We start from the raw sequence: 18,050 nt of genomic DNA, 5'->3' as shown, positions 1-18,050 counted from the left end.
GTATCCTATTTCTTGAGTTGATCTTTGAGAGCAGCGAGCTTGGCGAACGGTGAATCGGGATCGATCCGTGCCGGGCGTTCAGGTCGGGCTTGGCGTGGGCCATTGCGGTTTTCACCGCCTTTGCCACCCTTCCGCGGTCCGCCCTCATGACGCTGGCGAGGTCCGCGACCCTTTGCACCCTTGCCCTTGTTGGCGTCGTTGGGGCGCTCATTGCCACGCTGGGGCCGACGGCGCTCGGAGCGGCCGGGACGCCAGAGCAACACGGGCTTGGGCTCTTCGGCTTCAGCTTCAACCACGGCCTCAGCTTCTGCAGCCGTTTCTACGGGCGCAGCATTCACGCTCTCGGTTCCGGTTTCGGCGACTGCGGGAGCCGCCGTTGCTGCGGCCGCTGCCTCACTGGCAGCCGGAGCAGGAGCGGATTCAGCTTCTCCTGAGGTATCTGCAGGAGCGGGTGCCGCACTTGCCTCGGCACCTTCCAGTTCAGGCTTGGGCGCCAATTCCGCCAGCCGCTTCTCAACCTCGTCAGCAGGCTTGGCCTCCGCACGATAGCCCAGGCCCTTCAGTATCGCTTCCATGTCATCCGGCGTTGCACCCAGAATCGACATCATCGCGGGCGTGACCAGGAAGGCCGAACCGTCATAGGCTCCCTCCGGACGCTCGTGCTGACCAATCTTCCATGAAAGCGCGGGGCGGATGAGATCGGCAAGACGCTCAAGGATGTCTACGCGGACCGCACGACGACCAAGATTGCGATAGCCGGCGAGCCGGTAGAAGGCGCGGTCGAATTCCGGTTCCGTCACCAGCGACGTTCTGCCGGAGGCAAGCGCAGCCACGACATCGCCGTAGCCGGGCTTGTCCTTGCCGTCATTTGCCAGCGCCCAAAGAAGCGTAGCAAGGCCTGCAGGACCGGGCTTGACGAGAGCCGGAACAAAGATGTGATAGGCACCGAAGCGGACGCCGAGCCGGCGTAGTGCCGCACGCGCATCCTGATCGAGCGAGCGCACCTCTTCTGCAACATCGCGACGATTGAGAAGACCAAAATTCTCGACAAGCTGGAAGGCAAGGCCGCGGGCAATGCCCGTCAGGTTGTCAGCCTGTTTCAGGTCGACAAGCGGCTTGAGCTGGCTTTCGATCTGGAAATTCACATAGCGATCAACACGTGCGGCAACCTTGTCACGCGAAGGGCCGGTCAGTTGCTCGTCTGCCAGGAGTATCGCGCGCGGCCGAAGCGGATCATCACCTGCAACCAGGGTGGCCACCGGCGCACCGAGCCAACGAACCACGCCTTCCGACGACAAGGCCAGATCGCCATTGGCAGAAGATGCAAAGCGCTCCGCGCGGGTTTCGAACTCTGCAGCAAGTGCCTTTTGCGCTGCAGTCTTCACCGCACGCGCATCTTCACCTTCGGCAGTCTTGTCCGCGGTGAAGCGGAATCCCTGCATTTCACCCACGTGGTGCCCCTCCACCAGGACTTCACCAGCGTTACTAACTTCAGCTTCCGGCATTCTGTTCTCTCTCAGGCGCTTCATGAGCACGGAAGTCCTGCGGTCCACGAAGCGTTTCGTCAATCGCTCATGCAGCGCATCGGACAGGCTGTCCTCGATCTCCCGTGTTTTTTCCTGCCAGTGTGTCGGATCCGACAACCACCCCGGCCGGTGGGAGACAAAGGTCCAGGTGCGAATTTGCGCAATCCTGTGCGACAGCGTGTCGATCTCACCCTCGGTGGATGACGCGCGCCGCACCTGATCGGCCATGTAATCTTCATCAACATGCCCCTGCCGGGCAAGGTCTTGATAGACGGCAGCCACAATTTCTGCGTGTTGAGCGGGTGCAATCTTGCGATAATCGGGCAATGCACAGGCTTCCCATAGCAGCGCGACCCGCGCGCGGCTGTCGGCAAGCCTTGCCACATCCTCGTCATTTGCCAGATGCTCAAGCACACGCTGGTCGGCTGCAGGAAGCGCTTTTGTAAGCCCTTCACGGTTGGGCGGCGTCTCCAGCGACACACGCAGCGCCTTCAGGCTCGAGAAATCAAAATCGGCCGTACGCCACTGCAATACCTTGGCCGGCTCGAAATGATGGGTCTCGATACGCTCCACGAGAGCATCGTCGAATGGGTCGACATGACCCGTGACGCCGAACGTGCCGTCCCGCACATGGCGACCCGCGCGGCCTGCAATCTGGCCAAGCTCAGCGGCAGACAGGTCGCGAAACTGGAAACCGTCGAACTTGCGGTTCTGCGCAAAGGCGACATGGTCGACATCGAGATTGAGCCCCATGCCAATCGCATCGGTCGCCACGAGATAATCGACATCGCCGGACTGGTAGAGCGCCACCTGCGCATTGCGTGTCCGCGGGCTGAGCGCGCCGAGGACGATGGCCGCACCACCGCGCTGACGGCGGATCAACTCGCCAATTGCGTAAACCTCGTTGGAAGAGAAGGCCACAATTGCAGACCGGCGCGGCAGGCGCGTGATTTTCTTGGAACCGGAATAAGTGAGGACCGACATGCGCGGTCGAGTGATCACCGAGATGCCCGGCAGCAACTTCTCCAGCAGCCCGCGCATGGTGCCCGCACCCAGAAGCAGCGTCTCGTCGCGCCCGCGCAGATGAAGCAGCCGGTCCGTGAAGATGTGGCCGCGTTCCAGATCCGCGGCGAGCTGGACCTCGTCGATTGCAACGAATGCCGCGGTCGTTTCGCGCGGCATGGCCTCGACAGTACAAACCGAATAGCGCGCCTTGGGCGGTACGATCTTTTCTTCACCCGTGATGAGCGCGACATGCTCGGGACCCACACGCTGCACCACGCGCTGATAGACCTCGCGCGCGAGCAGCCGCAGCGGCAGGCCGATGACCCCGGTGCTGTGCGCCACCATCCGCTCGATCGCCATATGCGTCTTGCCGGTATTGGTCGGACCCAATATCGCGGTCACGCCGCGTCCCGTCAGCGCGGTGGGAGATTTCTCATATGGCTGAATATTCATCCAAAGCCTTTTCACTGCCAGGCGGCGCGCGCCCGCGCTAGACATATAGGATGGCGACCAAAGAGCAAAAGGCAAAAACCCGCAGCATTAACAATTGGAACGAGTCTGGAACGAATCGGCGACGAATCGGCTTCCAGGCCGGATTCCGCTTTTGTTCACCACAAGATATGGACGGGTCCACAAGATATGGAGCAGATGCTGATCGAGCAAGTTCTCCAGATGTCGGGATTGACCTTTGGTCGTTAACTTTTGCGGGCGGAACGTCTGCCGCGACGGGGCAGAAAATCTGAAATCCTTGAAAGCGTTAGGTTTTCCTAACAACTGGTTAACCCATTCGGAAGGCCGCCAGCGGTTCCGATTAACAAAGCGGCCAAAGGAAGAACGAATCGGCGACGAATCGGCTGTTCGCGCATGTTCCCTGTATGTTCACTACAAGATGTAGTGTTTTCCACCAGCTATCAACAGGCTTTCCACCGAAAGTCCGCCAAACATTGTGGAACAGGACGAACTCCAAGAAGCGACTTGCCCCAAAACGGGACAGCAACAGGAGAGGCAAAAGTTAAATAGGAAGCGTGTGATCCGGCGGGAATTCGAAGCTCCCGCCAGATCGCTGGCGCCCGAATATGGCGATTAGCCCTCGAAGACTTCAACACACATGGCAACACCCATGCCGCCGCCAATGCAAAGGGTCGCAAGACCCTTGCCGCCGCCACGGCGCCGCAGCTCGTGCAGCAGCGTGTTCAGCACCCTTGCACCGGAAGCTCCGATCGGATGACCAATGGCGATCGACCCGCCATTCACGTTCACGATCTCCGGATCCCAGCCCATGTCCCGGTTGACTGCGCAGGCCTGAGCGGCGAAGGCCTCGTTGGCTTCCACCAGATCAAGGTCGCCTACCTTCCAGCCAGCCTTTTCGAGTGCTCGTCTTGAAGCGGGGATGGGGCCGGTGCCCATGATCTGCGGATCGACCCCCGCAGTGGCCCAGGACGCAATGCGCGCAAGGGGCTTCAGCCCGCGACGCTGAGCCTCCGCCTCGCTAATCAGGAGCACGCCGGCTGCGCCATCATTCAGACCGGATGCATTGCCGGCCGTAACCGACCCGTCTTTCGAAAAAGCCGGCCGCAGCTTCTGCATCGCCTCGAGAGTGGCGCCGTGACGAATATACTCGTCCTCATCAACCTTCACCTCACCCTTGCGGCTCGAGAGCGTGACGGGAACGATCTCATCCCTGAAGCGGCCTGCCTTTTGCGCGGCTTCCGCCTTGTTCTGGGAAGCAAGCGCGAATGCGTCCTGCTCCTCACGCGAGATCTGAAACTTCTCAGCGACATTTTCCGCCGTGACACCCATGTGATAGCCGTTGAAGGCATCCCACAATCCATCCCGGATCATGGTGTCGATCATCTGGAAATCACCCATCTTCACTCCGCTGCGCAGATGCGCGCAATGAGGTGCGAGCGACATGGATTCCTGCCCGCCGGCAATAACCACCTGCGCGTCACCGCAAACGATCTGTTGCATGCCGATTGCGACCGCCCGCAAACCCGAGCCACAGACCTGATTGATGCCCCAGGCGGTTGTCTCGATCGGCAAGCCTGCATTCACGGCAGCCTGTCGAGCGGGATTCTGCCCCTGCCCGGCCGTAAGCACCTGACCGAGGATGACTTCATCCACTTCTGCTGCATCCACGCCAGCTCGCTCAAGCAGCGCCTCGATCACGGTGCGACCAAGCTCGTGAGCCGGAGTATGGGCAAAGGAGCCATTGAAAGAACCGACAGGCGTACGCGCTGCACTCGCAATGACAATCGAATTCGCTTTGTCCATCTTCAACTCCTGAGAATAGGTCGTTCCGGAGGATATATGGGCGTCTGTTCCGGTCAATCAAAAGGCAGCGCCATGACCAGTTTTTAGGCCAGCGGCAAAGCGGCTTTGCTGCACTGCGTATAAACCGCTTTCATTTGCCGCATTCTTTCGCATATCCTGCACCCAAAGGGCAGGACAGATCGCGAAGCTTGCCTAAAAAAGCGCCAGGGAGGGTCGAGGATGCCAGAGAAGGACGATCCGGTCGTCATCAAGAAATATGCGAACCGGCGCCTCTACAATACTGGAACCAGCACCTATGTGACGCTTGAGGACCTTGCGGAAATGGTCAAGCGCGACGAGGAATTCGTCGTGCAGGACGCCAAGACCGGCAATGACATCACACACACCGTTCTGACCCAGATCATATTCGAACTCGAAAACGACAAGGACGGGCAGAACATGCTGCCCATCTCCTTCCTGCGCCAGCTTATCGCCTTCTACGGCGACCAGATGCAGATGGTCGTGCCGAGCTTTCTGGAACAGTCCATGCAGGCCTTCTCCAAGGAGCAGGAACGCATGCGCGAGCACATGCAGAAAGCCTTCGGCGGCAAGCATGCGGACATGATGGATTTTTCTGCGCCCATGAAAATGATCGAGGAGCAGACGCGCCGCAATCTGGAGATGTTCCAGAGCGCCATGCAGATGTTCGCGCCTGCCCCATCGCCCACCGCCAATCATTCATCGACGAATGAGGATGAGCGAACGGCTGCGCCTACGAGGGAAGGCGCTCAGGACGACCTCAACGATCTGCGCGAGCAGATTGCCGCAATGCAGCGAAAGCTCGACTCCATGGGTCGCGACTAAGGCTGCACGCCAAACAATCCGATATATTCCGAAAACGCAAAAAGACCGGCCACAAGGACCGGTCTTTTCTGAAACGCTACACTGCCGGAAAGGAAGCTTACGCGTCCTTCGGCTGGAGAACCTGGCGACCGCGATACATGCCGGACTTCAGGTCCACATGGTGCGGGCGGCGCAGTTCGCCGGAATTCTTGTCCTCGACATAGGTCGGGTTCTTCAGCGCATCTGCCGAGCGGCGCATGCCGCGCTTGGACGGCGTCGTTTTCCTTTTAGGTACAGCCATTGTTCTGCTCCGATATTCGGTCAAACCGGCCCTGCGGCCCCCATCCAGGGTGCCCCGCAAAGCCAGTCGGGTATCTGAATTCGGCTCGCCTATACACTGCAATTGCAGCTTTGGCCAGTAGGTGAGCCCATGTTTTTGCTGCCAACGGCTCTTTCGCCGGCAGTTAATCTCCGCGCTCCACTGCACGCAGATCATACTGATCGACTGTAACCGGGTGGATCAGCTTCGCGTGCAGCAGAAGCAGAATGAGTTCGGCATCTATCCCCTCACCTTCCTCAAGCGCCCGTTCCAGCCGGTTGCGGGCACTTTCCGTTCGAGCCTGACCATTCTCATGCGCAAAATGCTCTTCACCCAAGGCACACAAAGCCATCAATTCGCCGGCAGGCGGATAGGCCGAATCGGGAGGTTCACCCTCCCCTTCACCTGCGATGATGCCGACGGCAGCAAGCTTCACCCCTTCAGGAACCTGCGCTGGATGCAGGCCCGAGAAGCGCAGGGCGCGGTCGAGATTTCGCATGTCCTGCGAGCGGCCGAACCGTCCGAAGAAGCCAATGGATGCGCCGCGTTTCACCATTCCGCACGCTCCTTCACCTGACGCATCCCACATAGCCACCGGCCTTGGCCGCGCGACGTTCTATCAGACCGGCAAGACGCGAGAGACCGGGGCCGGGCCGGGCCGGGTTTCGCTCTGCCGGATTCGGCAACGTGACCGCCAGCAAGGCTGCTTGCCTTGCGGTGAGATTTGCGGCACTGCGCCCGAAATGATGTTGGGCCGCGGCTTCAATTCCGTACAGATCAGGCCCCCATTCGGCAATGTTCAGATAGATTTCCATAAGGCGCTTCTTCGATACGACTGCGTCGAAATAGAGCGCCAGCGGCACCTCCATCGCCTTTCGCACGAAGGACCGCCCCTGCCACAGATAGAGGTTCTTCACCGTCTGCATCGAGATGGTCGAGGCACCCCTTGCCTTCTCGCCCTGCAGCGCGTCTTCGATCACCGTGTTCAGCGCTTCCCAGTCCACTCCGGAATGCGAACAGAAACGTCCGTCTTCGGACATGATCACGGAATGGACCGCCACCGGTGCCACATCGTCAATGGAAGTCCATTGCCGCGTATAGCCCTGCAGCGTGACAAGGTCCTTCACCATGAGCGTGGAAACCGGATGCACCCAGGAAATTCGGTACAGCAGGCTGAGCAGGACCGGCAGCGCCAGCAGCGCAAGTACCGTCAGCAGCCCATATCGCAGCACGCGCCGCAAGGGACGGCGTTGAGCATTCTTCTTGCGCCGTCGTCGAACCTGCCTTTTCTCGCCTTCCACCTGTGGTGCAGCCACGGACCTTTTCCCCCTTGCCAGCCCTTCGATAGCCCTGCGCGTCTTCTCTGGCAACGCACAAGACGCTCGGCTCACGCCAGCCGCACTTGACCGCACAACGTTTTGACGGCATCGCTCCGCCCATGGATGAGACAGCCCCACCCTTCGAAGCACTTCTTGCACTGCGTGCAGAAGAAATGGATGCCCTTCTCAGGGAACTCCTGAGCGCCCGCCCAAGAGACGGAGAACTGGCACGCCCCCAGGGGCTGTTGGCAGCCATGCGCCACGGGGTTCTCAATGGAGGAAAACGGCTGCGCCCCTTCCTCCTGGTGGAGACTGCCTGCCTCTTCGACGCCGGCCATCATGCAGCCCTGCGCGTGGCCGCCGCACTGGAATGCGTGCATTGCTATTCGCTCATCCATGATGACCTGCCTGCAATGGACGATGACGATTATCGGCGCGGCCAGCCAACCGTCCACCGCGCCTTCAACGAGGCTGACGCCATCCTGGCAGGCGACAGCCTGCTGACCTATGCTTTCGACATCATCACCGACGAGAAAACGCAGCTCTCGCCGATCGTGCAGGTCGACCTGGTGAAGAAGCTGGCGCGCGCGGCGGGCCTTGGCGGGATGACCGGCGGACAGTCCCTTGATCTGCTGGCTGAGAAATCTGCACCCGATGAGCAGGGCGTCATCCTGCTGCAGGCCATGAAGACCGGTGCATTGATCCGCTTCGCCTGCGAGGCCGGTGCATTGATAGGCGGCGCCGACGAACGCCAGCGCGAGCATCTGATCCAGTTTGGTGAAATCATCGGCCTTGCCTTCCAGTTGGCCGATGATCTGCTGGACGTCACCTCCAGCGCAGAACAGATGGGTAAGGCAACCGGCAAGGACGCGGCCGCCGGCAAGGCAACGCTCGTTGCCATGAACGGCGAGCAATGGGCCCGCCGACAGCTTGCCGGTCTTGTCGAACAGGCAGAGCAGCTACTCCTTCCATTTGGCGAAAAAGCTGCGGTCTTGCGCCTGGCGGCACGCTTCGTTGCGGATCGGCAGCACTAGGCTGCAGTTTACGGAACAAGGTGACGCGGCGTTAATCACGGCTTAATCGGATTGCTCGATTTTAGCTCCCGGGAACAAGGGGTTAGTGGGGCGATTCATGACATCTGTGGTAACACGCGGCTACATGCACCGTCGGCTTTTGGCGGTACTGATCGGCTTTGTCATGACGGTGGCATTGGGTGCCAGCGTACTTCTTTGGCAGGCTGAGCGCGCCAAGACGCAAGCCCGCTTTTCCGGTCTGATTGGTTATATGACCGACGCCACGAGTGACGTCATCTACAGTGCGCTGCGCATGCAATATGCAAGCCTCCACGCCGCAAGCCTGCGCAATGTTCCGGTCAACTTTACGCGCCGCAGCGTTTCAAGCAGGTATGGCATTTCCGCCAATCTCGCCGCCGTCCCTTCCCCGAATCTCGCCCTTCCACCCATGGAGGATGCCCGCGCCGCATTGCAGTCTGCTCTGGAAGCACTGGAGAACGGCTACAACGCGATGGAAATGGCCCTCCATGGCGATGTGACAACGCTGGAAAGCCAACGTCTTACGGCTGAAGAAGACGGATCTGGCAAAAGCGGAGCGAATGAGGCCGGCTCATTTCTCGAGACACTGACCGGGCAGAGTGCACCATCCTTCGTCCGCGAAATGTGGGAAGGTGATGGTGAAGCCTCCCTCAAGACCGAGTTGAAGGCCATCATCGGGCTCGCCAATCGGCTTGATATCTTCGGCGACTACTCGTCATCCGCTGCACGGCGTGTGTTTACCGAGATGCAGTCGCTGGCGAACGGTTCGATCGTGCCGCATCTAAGCTCGATATCCAATGAGCTGAACATCCAGATGGCGGATACATATGGCACGATGCAACTGACCATCCTGATCATCAGTCTGGCCATCGCGGTGAGTGCCGTTCTCATTTCCGCCCGGGTGTTCCTGCCCATGATCGGGCGCGTGAATGCGGCCCAACAAGCGCTTCACGAAACGAACGAGCAGCTTGCAGAGGAAAAGGTCCGGGCTCAGTCCGCTGACAAGGCGAAATCGGAGTTCCTGGCCAATATGAGCCATGAGATCCGCACTCCCATGAATGGCGTCATGGGCATGGCCGAACTGCTCGCGCGCACGGACCTTGACCAGCGCCAGTCCATGTTCGTGGATGTGATCGTGAAATCCGGCTCTGCCCTTCTCACAATCATCAATGACATCCTCGATTTCTCGAAGATCGATGCTGGGCAGCTACGGCTGGAAGACGCGCCCTTCAGGCTCGGCGAAGCGATCGAGGACGTGGCAACATTGGTGTCGCCGAAGGTCGCGGAGAAGGATCTGGAATTGATCGTACGCATCGATCCGGAAATGCCGGTCTCCTTCATCGGCGATATGGGCCGCTTCAGGCAGGTGGTCACAAACCTTGTCGGCAATGCGGTCAAGTTCACCGAGCGCGGCCATGTGCTGATCGATGTGTCGGGTGAAGCCGGGGAAGATCATGCAAGCGTCACCGTACGCGTCGAAGATACGGGGCCGGGCATTCCCCCCGACCAGCTCAAGGCGGTGTTCGAGAAATTTGCACAGGTCGACGCCTCCTCCACCAGACGCCACGAAGGCACGGGCCTTGGCCTTGCCATCGCCTCCCGTCTGGTTGAACTGATGGGCGGCCAGTTGCAGGCCGACAGCACGGTCGGCGAGGGCTCCGTGTTCTGGTTTACCGTGGATCTGCCGCTGAACCATGAAGCGGCGCCACAAAAGCCGCTGCCGATAGATGTTTCCGGTGCACGCGTTCTTGCCATTGACGACAACCCCATCAACCGCAGCATCCTGATGGAGCAGCTCAAGAGCTGGGGCTTCGACTGCGCGGCTGCCGAGAGCGGTCAGGTGGCACTTGCCTTCCTCAACCACGCACGTGAACTGGGAGGCGCTGTCGACTGCGTGATCCTGGATTACCAGATGCCTGGCATGAATGGCGCAGAGGTGGCGCGTGCGATAAAGTCGGACCCGCGAAACGCCGATCTGCCCATCGTTCTCCTTACCTCTGTCGATCAGGCCGAGACGATGCGCGTCCTTTCAGATTGCGGCATCACCGCACAACTCAACAAACCGGCCCGATCCTCGGCACTTCTGGAAACACTCGTGAGCGCAATGCAGAAGGCCGCACGCAGCAGGAATTCGCCTATCGAACCGCTGGAAATGAATGTGAAGCCGCTACGTCAGCCGCAGAAAAGGCCCGAGGCGAAGAATGCAGCTCAACTCGACATACTGGTCGCTGAGGACAATGAGGTGAACCAGCTTGTCTTCTCCCAGGTTCTGGAGGGTCTCGGCGTCAGCTACCGCATAGCGGGCAATGGGCGCACGGCCACCCAGATGCACCATTCACTGAACCCCACACTTGTGCTGATGGACGTGTCCATGCCGGAGATGAACGGCTTCGAGGCAACCGCAGCCATTCGTGAGACGGACAAGCAGACGGGAAGACACACGCCGATCATCGGCATCACGGCCCACGCGCTCAACGGCGACCGCGAGAAATGCATCAATGCGGGCATGGACGACTACCTTACCAAGCCGATCTCTCCCCAGAAACTCGCGTCCAAGATCAGCGAATGGCTGGAACAGAAGATGGCGGCGAGCGCCTGACGCTGCCGCCATTCATGCAGCTTTGACCGGGTGCGGTTACTCGGCCGCCGCCTGCTGCCCGAAACGCTGCTCGATATATTCGCCGACCATCTTCTCGAAGTCCTGCGCAATTTCAGGCCCGCGGAGGGTTGCAGCCTTCTTGCCGTCGATAAAGACCGGTGCAGCCGGTGTCTCGCCGGTGCCCGGCAGCGAGATGCCAATATCGGCATGCTTGGATTCGCCCGGTCCATTGACGATGCAGCCCATCACGGCGACTTTCAGGGCTTCAACCCCGGGATAGCGCTCGCGCCAGACCGGCATGTTGCGGGCAATGTCGTTCTGGATCTTCTGCGCCAGTTCCTGGAAGACTGTTGAGGTCGTGCGCCCACAGCCGGGGCAGGCAGCAACCACGGGCACGAACTGCCTGAAGCCCATGGTCTGCAGAAGTTCCTGAGCAACCTGCACTTCACGCGTGCGGTCACCGCCAGGTTCGGGCGTCAGCGAAATGCGGATCGTGTCGCCGATCCCCTGCTGAAGCAGGATGCCCATCGCGGCCGACGAGGCAACGATGCCTTTCGACCCCATGCCTGCTTCCGTCAGACCAAGATGAAGAGCATGATTGCTGCGCTTTGCCAGCTCTGTGTAGACGGCGACCAGATCCTGCACCTGGCTGACCTTGGCCGACAAAATGATGCGCTCGCGCGGCAGGCCGATCTCCTCGGCCAGTTCCGCTGAGAGCAATGCCGACTGGACAATCGCCTCCCGCGTCACTTCCTGCGCGGTCATCGGAGAACCGTTTGTCTGGTTCTCATCCATCAGGCGCGTAAGAAGCTCCTGATCGAGCGAGCCCCAGTTCACCCCGATGCGCACCGGCTTGTCGTAGCGGATCGCGGTCTCGATGATCGCGGCGAACTGTTTGTCCTTCTTGTCCTTGAAGCCGACATTGCCCGGATTGATCCGGTACTTTGCCAGCGCCTCCGCACAAGCCGGATGATCGGCGAGAAGCTTGTGGCCGATATAGTGGAAGTCACCGACCAGCGGCACATCCACGCCAACGCGCTCAAGCCGCTCGCGGATTTTCGGAACCGCAGCCGCTGCCTCGTCACGGTCAACGGTGATGCGCACGATCTCCGAACCTGCGCGATGCAATGCGGCAACCTGTGCGACCGTCGCATCGATATCGGCAGTGTCCGTATTGGTCATCGACTGGACAACCACCGGCGCATCACTGCCCACGGTGACGCCACCCACATCCACATTCACCGAAGGGCGCCGTGGGAAAGGTTTGTCGAGGTAGTTCGGGAGGCAATTGCCGCTCATGGCACATTCCGCTTGTTCAAGCCGCTCAAGGCCTTCAGGTGGCTGAGCGAGGTGTGAATGTCAATGGTCGCTCCCGTGACACCACGCTCCGGAAGATGATGGAACCACGAGCCCGATGCGCCGTTTCCTTCGCAGTTGGGAACATGAAAGGAAATGACCTCCATGCACCGCTACCGGGATTCCATGGCTGATGATCTCCATGATCAGATTGCCAGCCTCTCCAGCGAAGTGGCCGATCTGCGCCGGCAGATGTCGCGCAAGAGCGCACGCGCTTTCAACGATACTCGCCACATGAGCGCGGAATTCGGAGAGACGCTACGCGAATATCTGAACGCCGCTCTTCCCGAAATCCGCAAGAACGCACACCGGCTTGAGCGCACCGCGCGCGACAATCCGGCTGCCAGTGCAGGCGTTGCAGCTGCAGGGCTCGTTGCCATTGGCCTGGCCGCAACCTTCTTCCTGCGCCGCTAAGCTGCAAACACCGATTGATAATAGCGCCCCGCCGCCGGTGGGGCGCTATTTGGTCTGTCGCGTTGAAACTAACCTGCAGCCTCGGTCATCCGCGCGTCCCGCGCGCATTCGATCGCCGTTTCGGCAAGCAGCAGCATACGGTCGGCGGCCTCTCGAGCGCCCGGACCGCATTCGCCGCGCATCCGCATGCCTTCCAGCATGTCCAGAAGCATCTCGGCCAGGCTCGCCGCCGTAAGCCCCCTTTCCGCAAGCACGACACCTTCCCTCCGAGCTGCTGATGCGAACTCATGGGTGAATGCCTCCACGAGAACATCGCGCCAACCGCTCACGATGTCGGAGGCGATGCGGTTTTCCATATCCACCAGCTCTACACCGTGCGGCGAGGCGTTGATCTCGTCCATGAGATCGAAGACCGCGGCATCCAGCGCGGCCAGAATGCGCTCGCGCAGCGACCCCGATCCTCGCAATGCCTCTTTTGCCTTGGCGCTCGACTGCTCCAGAAGGTCCTGCCCCACGGCGCGGAATATGTCGGCCTTGTTTCGAAATTCCAGATAGAGGGCCGGGCGGGAGAGACCTGCCGCCTGCGCGATATCGTCCATCGTCGTGCGTGCAAAACCATAGGTGAGGAAGGTCCTCAGCGCACCTTCAACGATCCGCAACCGCTTGTTTTCGCCCAATTTCAGCCTTCGCTTTCCGGTATCACGGGACCCATGTCAGATGGAAGTTGACATTTTTTCGTATTTTGTCAATGTGTCACGAGCCATATAGGCCCATAAGTCAGCGCTTCAACTTTACGTTTGAAAAGGGAAATCCTCTTACCCTTGATGTCAGGAGGGAAGTGTCACCATCTTTCTCCCAATGCTGCGGCATTGTAGAGTTGTGGTTGTGCTTTTTCTCGGCACGAGATTTCTGGGCCGCACAGCGACCCCCACGCGGTCGCCGACAGGCAGGCGCTTCACACTGGAAAAGTAGAATGGCAAAGATAAAGTTCCACAAGGTCGCAGCCATTGTCGTGCTGCTGGCAACAAGCGCGTGGATCGCGACTGGCGAATTCGCGTCCGTTGGCAGCGCCAGTGCCGAGGCTGAAGAGAAGCAGGCGCAAGCGGCGGAAGCACCAGCGCGCGAAGTTGCGCTGAAGACGGTACAGGTTGCCGTCCCCCCTCGCCTTGAGCACGCCCGCACCATTCGCGTATCCGGTTACACGGCTCCTGACAAAAAGTCGGTTCTTGCCGCGCGCTCCTCCGGGATCGTTGAAGAGCTGACGGTGGAAAAGGGTCAACATGTTGAAGAAGGCGAAGTCATTCTGAAGCTTCAGACCGAGGGCAAGGAATCTGCGCTCGCTTCGGCAAAGCAGGCGCTTGCTCAGCGCGAAGCGGAGGCAAGCGCGGCCGAGCGCCTGTCGAAGAGCGGCAATATTGCCCGCCTGCAGCTCGATGCAGCCCGTTCCGCACTCGCCAGCGCACGCTCGGCAGTTGAGGCAGCACAGGCCGACCTTGATCGCGTGATCGTCAAGGCGCCTTTCGCCGGCCTTATCGATTCGGTACCGGTCGAGACAGGCAGCTCCATCATGCAGGGCAGCGAGGTCGCCACCCTGCTGAAGCTCGACCCGATGCTTGCGATCGGCGAAGTGTCCGAGCGCGATCTCGGCACGATCAAGAGCGGCGACAAGGCGCGTGTGCGCCTCGTGAATGGTCGCGATCTGGATGGCACCATCCGCTATGTCAGCCGCGAAGCCTCACCCCAGACACGCACATTTCAGGTCGAGGTGGCTATCGACAACAAGGCTGGAACCATTCCGGCCGGCATGACTGCTGAGATCAGCATTCTCTCCGAGTCGGTCGAGACGGTCGCCTTGCCGCGCTCCGTCGTGACATTGAGCAATGACGGCGATCTCGGCATTCGCGCAGTTGGCGAAGAAGACTTGGTTTCGTTCTACCCGATCGACATTGTCGACGACACGCCCGGCGCGCTGTACCTCGCCGGCATCCCGGAAAATGCGCGGGTCATCGTGGCCGGTCAGGATCTGGTGCGCGACGGCGAAAAGGTCAACGCGGTCGACGCCGACCCTGAACTCATCCGCAAACTCGCTGGCTCCCTTGCGGAACAAGCGGTTCAGTAGGAACCAGCCCTGATGGATATTGTTCGTCTCGCCATACGCAATGCGCGCCTGACGCTGTCGATTCTGATGTTCTTCATCGTCGCCGGCGCACTGGCCTATCAGTCCATTCCGAAGGAGGCTGAGCCGGATGTTCCCATACCGATCATCTATGTGAGCCTGTCTTATCAGGGCATTTCACCGGAAGATTCCGAACGTCTGTTGCTGCGTCCCGTCGAAACGGCCCTCAAGGGGCTGGAAGGCGTCAAGGAGATGCGCTCTTCCGCCTATCAGGGTGGCGGCTATGTACTCGTCGAGTTCCAGGCCGGGTACGACTTCTCCAACGCCATCGAGGATGTTCGCGCCAAGGTTTCCGATGCAGAGCGCGAGCTGCCCCAGGGTGCGGACGAACCCGGTGTCCACGAAGTGAATGTCTCCGAGTTCCCGATCCTCGTCGTCACCCTTTCAGGCGATGTGCCGGAGCGGATTCTCACCAATGCCGCCAAGGAACTGCGCGACCGTATCGAAGAAGTGCCGGGCGTGCTTGAAGGCGCCATTCAGGGTGCGCGCGACGAGCTTGTCGAGATCATCATCGATCCGGTCAAGCTCTCATCCTATGGCCTGCAGCTCGATCAGCTGATCGGCGGCGTGAACGCCTCCAACAGTCTTGTTGCTGCCGGTGCCCTGGAAGGCAGCGAAGGCAAATATGCGGTCAAGATTCCTTCGCTGATCGAGGACGTGGAAGATGTGGCAAATCTGCCCATCGTGGCCACGCAGAACGCGGTGGTCCGCGCGCGTGATCTGGCGACGGTCCGCTCCACCTTTACCGATGCCGATACGGTTACGCGTCTCAATGGCGAGAATGCCATCGCGATCGAGGTAAAGAAGCGCGTTGGCTCCAATCTCGTGGAGACCGTGGATGAGGTGAAGGCGATTGCCGAAAGTTTTGTTGAGGAGACCGGCGCAGGCGTGAATGTCACGTTCAGCCAGGACAAGTCGGTGATGATCCGTGACATGCTTTCGGATCTTCAGAACCACGTTCTGATCGCGGTGATCCTCGTCTTCATCGTCGTGCTCTACACCCTATCGGGACGCGCGTCCTTCCTGATCGGCCTCGCCGTGCCCGCTTCGTTCCTCATGGGCATCTATGCCCTCTCGCTGATGGGCTACACCGTCAACATGGTCGTGCTCTTCAGTCTTATCCTGGCTGTCGGCATGCTTGTCGACGACGCGATTATCGTCACCGAATTTGCAGAACGCCGCATGACCGAGGGCATGGATCGCGCCTCGGCCTTCGAGCTTGCCGCCAAGCGCATGGCCGGTCCGGTGATTGCGGCGACCATGACCCGCATCGCTGCGTTCTCACCACTTCTATTCTGGCCCGGTATCGTGGGCGAGTTCATGAAATATCTGCCAATCACGCTGATCGTGACATTGGCAGCATCCATGTTCTACGCCCTCATATTCACCCCCACGCTGGGCGCGCTCATCGCCAAGGCGGAGGTTCACGAAGAGCCCAAAAAGGACGGCTGGTACATCAGCCTCGTGCGCGGCGCGATCCGTTTCCCGAAGACGGTTCTTCTGCTGACGATAGCTCTTCTGGTTGGTGTCCAGTTTGCCTATTCGAAATATGGCGCTGGCGTCGAATTCTTCCCCGAGGTCGAACCGGAATACGGCCTGATGTATGTGCACGCGCGCGGCAACCTCTCGCTCGACGAGATGGACCGTCTCGTGCGCCCAGCAGAAGACAAGCTTGTCGGCTGGCCGGGCATCGAGTCTGTCTATACCCGCGTTGGCCAGACCCGCGGCGGCGGACAGGATATCGATGCGGATGTGATCGGCGTCATCCAGTACGAGTTCGTGGACTGGCGAGAACGCAAGCCGTCCAACGAGATCCTGGACGATCTGCGTGCTGAGATGGCGAACATGCCGGGTGTGGAAATCGAGGTTCGTGTACCTGAAGCCGGCCCCCCCACCGGCCAGCCAATCCAGATCCAGCTTTCCGCTGCCGATCCGCGAAATCTCAACGAACAGGCCCAACAGGTCGCATCCATGATCGGCGAGATCGACGGTGTGATAGACATCTCTGACGGGTTGCCGCCGCCGGGCATCGATTGGGCGATCCGGGTGGACCGCGCCAAGGCCGCCCAATATGGCGTCAGCCCCGCCTCGGTCGGCACCGTGGTGCAACTTGTTACCAATGGTCTGAAGCTGTCGGATTACCGTCCGGCCGGTGTCGATGACGCGGTCGATATTCGCCTGCGTCTGCCTGAAGACCGGCGCACGCTCTCGACACTCGACCAGCTTCGGGTCCAGACAGCGCAGGGCCCCGTACCCATTTCCAATTTCGTCGAGCGCGAACCGGAGATGGCAACGGGCATCCTGAACCGCATCAACAGCCAGCGAACCGTTTCAGTGACGGCCAATGTGTCGAGCGGGTTCCAGGTCTCGCAGGTGCAGGCAAATGTCGCGCAGGCTATGGAAGGTCTCGACCTCGGTGCGACCCGCTGGAAGCTTGCAGGCTCCAGCGAGGAAAGCGATGAGGCAGCCTCCTTCCTGAGCAAGGCATTTGGCGCAGCGATTTTCCTGATCTTTGTTGTGCTGCTCGCGCAGTTCAACAAGTTCACGAGCGTCTTCCTGGTGCTGATGACCGTGGTGATGGCAACGATCGGCGTGTTCCTCGGCCTGCTGCTCACAGGTCAACCTTTCGGCATCGTCATGTCGGGCATCGGTGTCATCGCGCTTGCCGGGGTCGTGGTGAACAACAATATCGTGTTGATCGATACCTATGACCGCTTGCGGAGCGAAGGCATGGGCAAGCAGGAAGCCATCCTGCAGACTTGCCGAGAGCGCGCACGTCCAGTTCTGCTAACGGCCATTTCAGCCGTGCTTGGTGTCTTGCCGATCGCGTTTGGCCTCGGGCTGGAACTCTTCGACCACGAGGTAACGATTGGTGCGCCCTCGACCCAGTGGTGGGTTTCGCTGTCGAGCGCCATCGTCTATGGCCTGACCTTTGCGACGATCCTCACTTTGATCGTGACACCATCGGCTCTCATGGTGTTCACGCGCGAAAATCAGCCCGCCGGTGAAAAACGTCGCGGCATCCTCTCGCGCATTTTCCGCCGCAAGTCTTCCGCGGAGCGCAAGGAGCCTTTCCTGGACGGCGAGAATGATGATCTGCCCTATTCAAGGGCCGCTGAGTAGAGCATGAGGGGCGGGTGCTGGAACCCGCCCCATTTCATTTGCGTTGTGCGCCTGTTGGTTCATCT

Annotated in this window: 13 protein-coding genes; 6 read left to right on the top strand and 7 right to left on the bottom strand. The window is 60.1% G+C overall.

The genetic code is table 11. The features are described 5' to 3' along the window. Positions 1-5: 5 nt before the first annotated feature. Both EL18_RS14735 and EL18_RS14730 read right to left on the bottom strand, forming a co-directional pair. Positions 6-2,984 (bottom strand): helicase-related protein, encoded by a 2,979-nt coding sequence (locus EL18_RS14735; protein ID WP_036485879.1) that lies wholly within the window; start codon positions 2,982-2,984, stop codon positions 6-8. Positions 2,985-3,614: 630 nt separating this feature from the next. After that, positions 3,615-4,805, bottom strand: a complete 1,191-nt coding sequence (locus EL18_RS14730) for an acetyl-CoA C-acetyltransferase (RefSeq protein WP_036485877.1) — start codon at positions 4,803-4,805, stop codon at positions 3,615-3,617. A 219-nt stretch (positions 4,806-5,024) separates the two neighbouring features. Here EL18_RS14730 and phaR point away from each other — a divergent pair, with 219 nt between their 5' ends. Continuing rightward, positions 5,025-5,648, top strand: a complete 624-nt coding sequence (gene phaR, locus EL18_RS14725; protein ID WP_036485875.1) for a polyhydroxyalkanoate synthesis repressor PhaR — start codon at positions 5,025-5,027, stop codon at positions 5,646-5,648. Positions 5,649-5,745: 97 nt separating this feature from the next. Here the strand turns inward: phaR and rpmF are convergent, their stop codons facing one another. The 3 genes from rpmF to mtgA all read right to left on the bottom strand — a co-directional run bounded on the left by rpmF (position 5,746) and on the right by mtgA (position 7,262). Continuing rightward, positions 5,746-5,928, bottom strand: a complete 183-nt coding sequence (rpmF, locus tag EL18_RS14720; protein ID WP_036485873.1) for a 50S ribosomal protein L32 — start codon at positions 5,926-5,928, stop codon at positions 5,746-5,748. Positions 5,929-6,091: 163 nt separating this feature from the next. After that, positions 6,092-6,502: a hypothetical protein gene (locus tag EL18_RS14715; RefSeq protein WP_036485871.1), complete on the bottom strand. Its 411-nt coding sequence runs from the start codon at positions 6,500-6,502 to the stop codon at positions 6,092-6,094. Between the two features lie 13 nt (positions 6,503-6,515). Continuing rightward, on the bottom strand, positions 6,516-7,262 hold the full coding sequence (gene mtgA / locus EL18_RS14710) for a monofunctional biosynthetic peptidoglycan transglycosylase (protein WP_036485869.1): 747 nt from the start codon (positions 7,260-7,262) through the stop codon (positions 6,516-6,518). A 122-nt stretch (positions 7,263-7,384) separates the two neighbouring features. On the opposite strand from mtgA, the gene EL18_RS14705 reads away from it, so the two are divergent. Further along, positions 7,385-8,299, top strand: a complete 915-nt coding sequence (locus tag EL18_RS14705) for a polyprenyl synthetase family protein (RefSeq protein ID WP_036486464.1) — start codon at positions 7,385-7,387, stop codon at positions 8,297-8,299. A 97-nt stretch (positions 8,300-8,396) separates the two neighbouring features. Then, the gene (locus EL18_RS14700) at positions 8,397-10,916 is read left to right on the top strand and encodes a hybrid sensor histidine kinase/response regulator (protein ID WP_036485867.1); all 2,520 of its coding nucleotides are present in this window, start codon (positions 8,397-8,399) and stop codon (positions 10,914-10,916) included. 36 nt (positions 10,917-10,952) lie between these two features. Here EL18_RS14700 and ispG read toward each other — a convergent pair whose 3' ends face one another. Next, positions 10,953-12,215, bottom strand: a complete 1,263-nt coding sequence (gene ispG, locus EL18_RS14695; RefSeq protein WP_036485865.1) for a flavodoxin-dependent (E)-4-hydroxy-3-methylbut-2-enyl-diphosphate synthase — start codon at positions 12,213-12,215, stop codon at positions 10,953-10,955. Between the two features lie 153 nt (positions 12,216-12,368). Here ispG and EL18_RS14690 point away from each other — a divergent pair, with 153 nt between their 5' ends. Then, a complete protein-coding gene (locus tag EL18_RS14690; RefSeq protein WP_036485863.1) occupies positions 12,369-12,686 on the top strand; it encodes a hypothetical protein in 318 nt (105 codons plus the stop codon). A gap of 68 nt (positions 12,687-12,754) precedes the next feature. Here the strand turns inward: EL18_RS14690 and EL18_RS14685 are convergent, their stop codons facing one another. After that, on the bottom strand, positions 12,755-13,363 hold the full coding sequence (locus EL18_RS14685) for a TetR/AcrR family transcriptional regulator (RefSeq protein ID WP_244444613.1): 609 nt from the start codon (positions 13,361-13,363) through the stop codon (positions 12,755-12,757). Positions 13,364-13,659: 296 nt separating this feature from the next. On the opposite strand from EL18_RS14685, the gene EL18_RS14680 reads away from it, so the two are divergent. Beyond that, a complete protein-coding gene (locus EL18_RS14680; protein ID WP_036485859.1) occupies positions 13,660-14,805 on the top strand; it encodes an efflux RND transporter periplasmic adaptor subunit in 1,146 nt (381 codons plus the stop codon). Positions 14,806-14,817: 12 nt separating this feature from the next. Further along, positions 14,818-17,985 carry an efflux RND transporter permease subunit gene (locus tag EL18_RS14675; protein WP_036485857.1) on the top strand — a complete coding sequence of 1,056 codons (3,168 nt, stop codon included), beginning with the start codon at positions 14,818-14,820 and terminating at the stop codon, positions 17,983-17,985. Positions 17,986-18,050 lie beyond the last annotated feature (65 nt).

The sequence above is a fragment of the Nitratireductor basaltis genome (assembly GCF_000733725.1).
GTDB lineage: Bacteria > Pseudomonadota > Alphaproteobacteria > Rhizobiales > Rhizobiaceae > Chelativorans > Chelativorans basaltis.
This window is presented reverse-complemented; position numbering and strand designations above follow the sequence as displayed.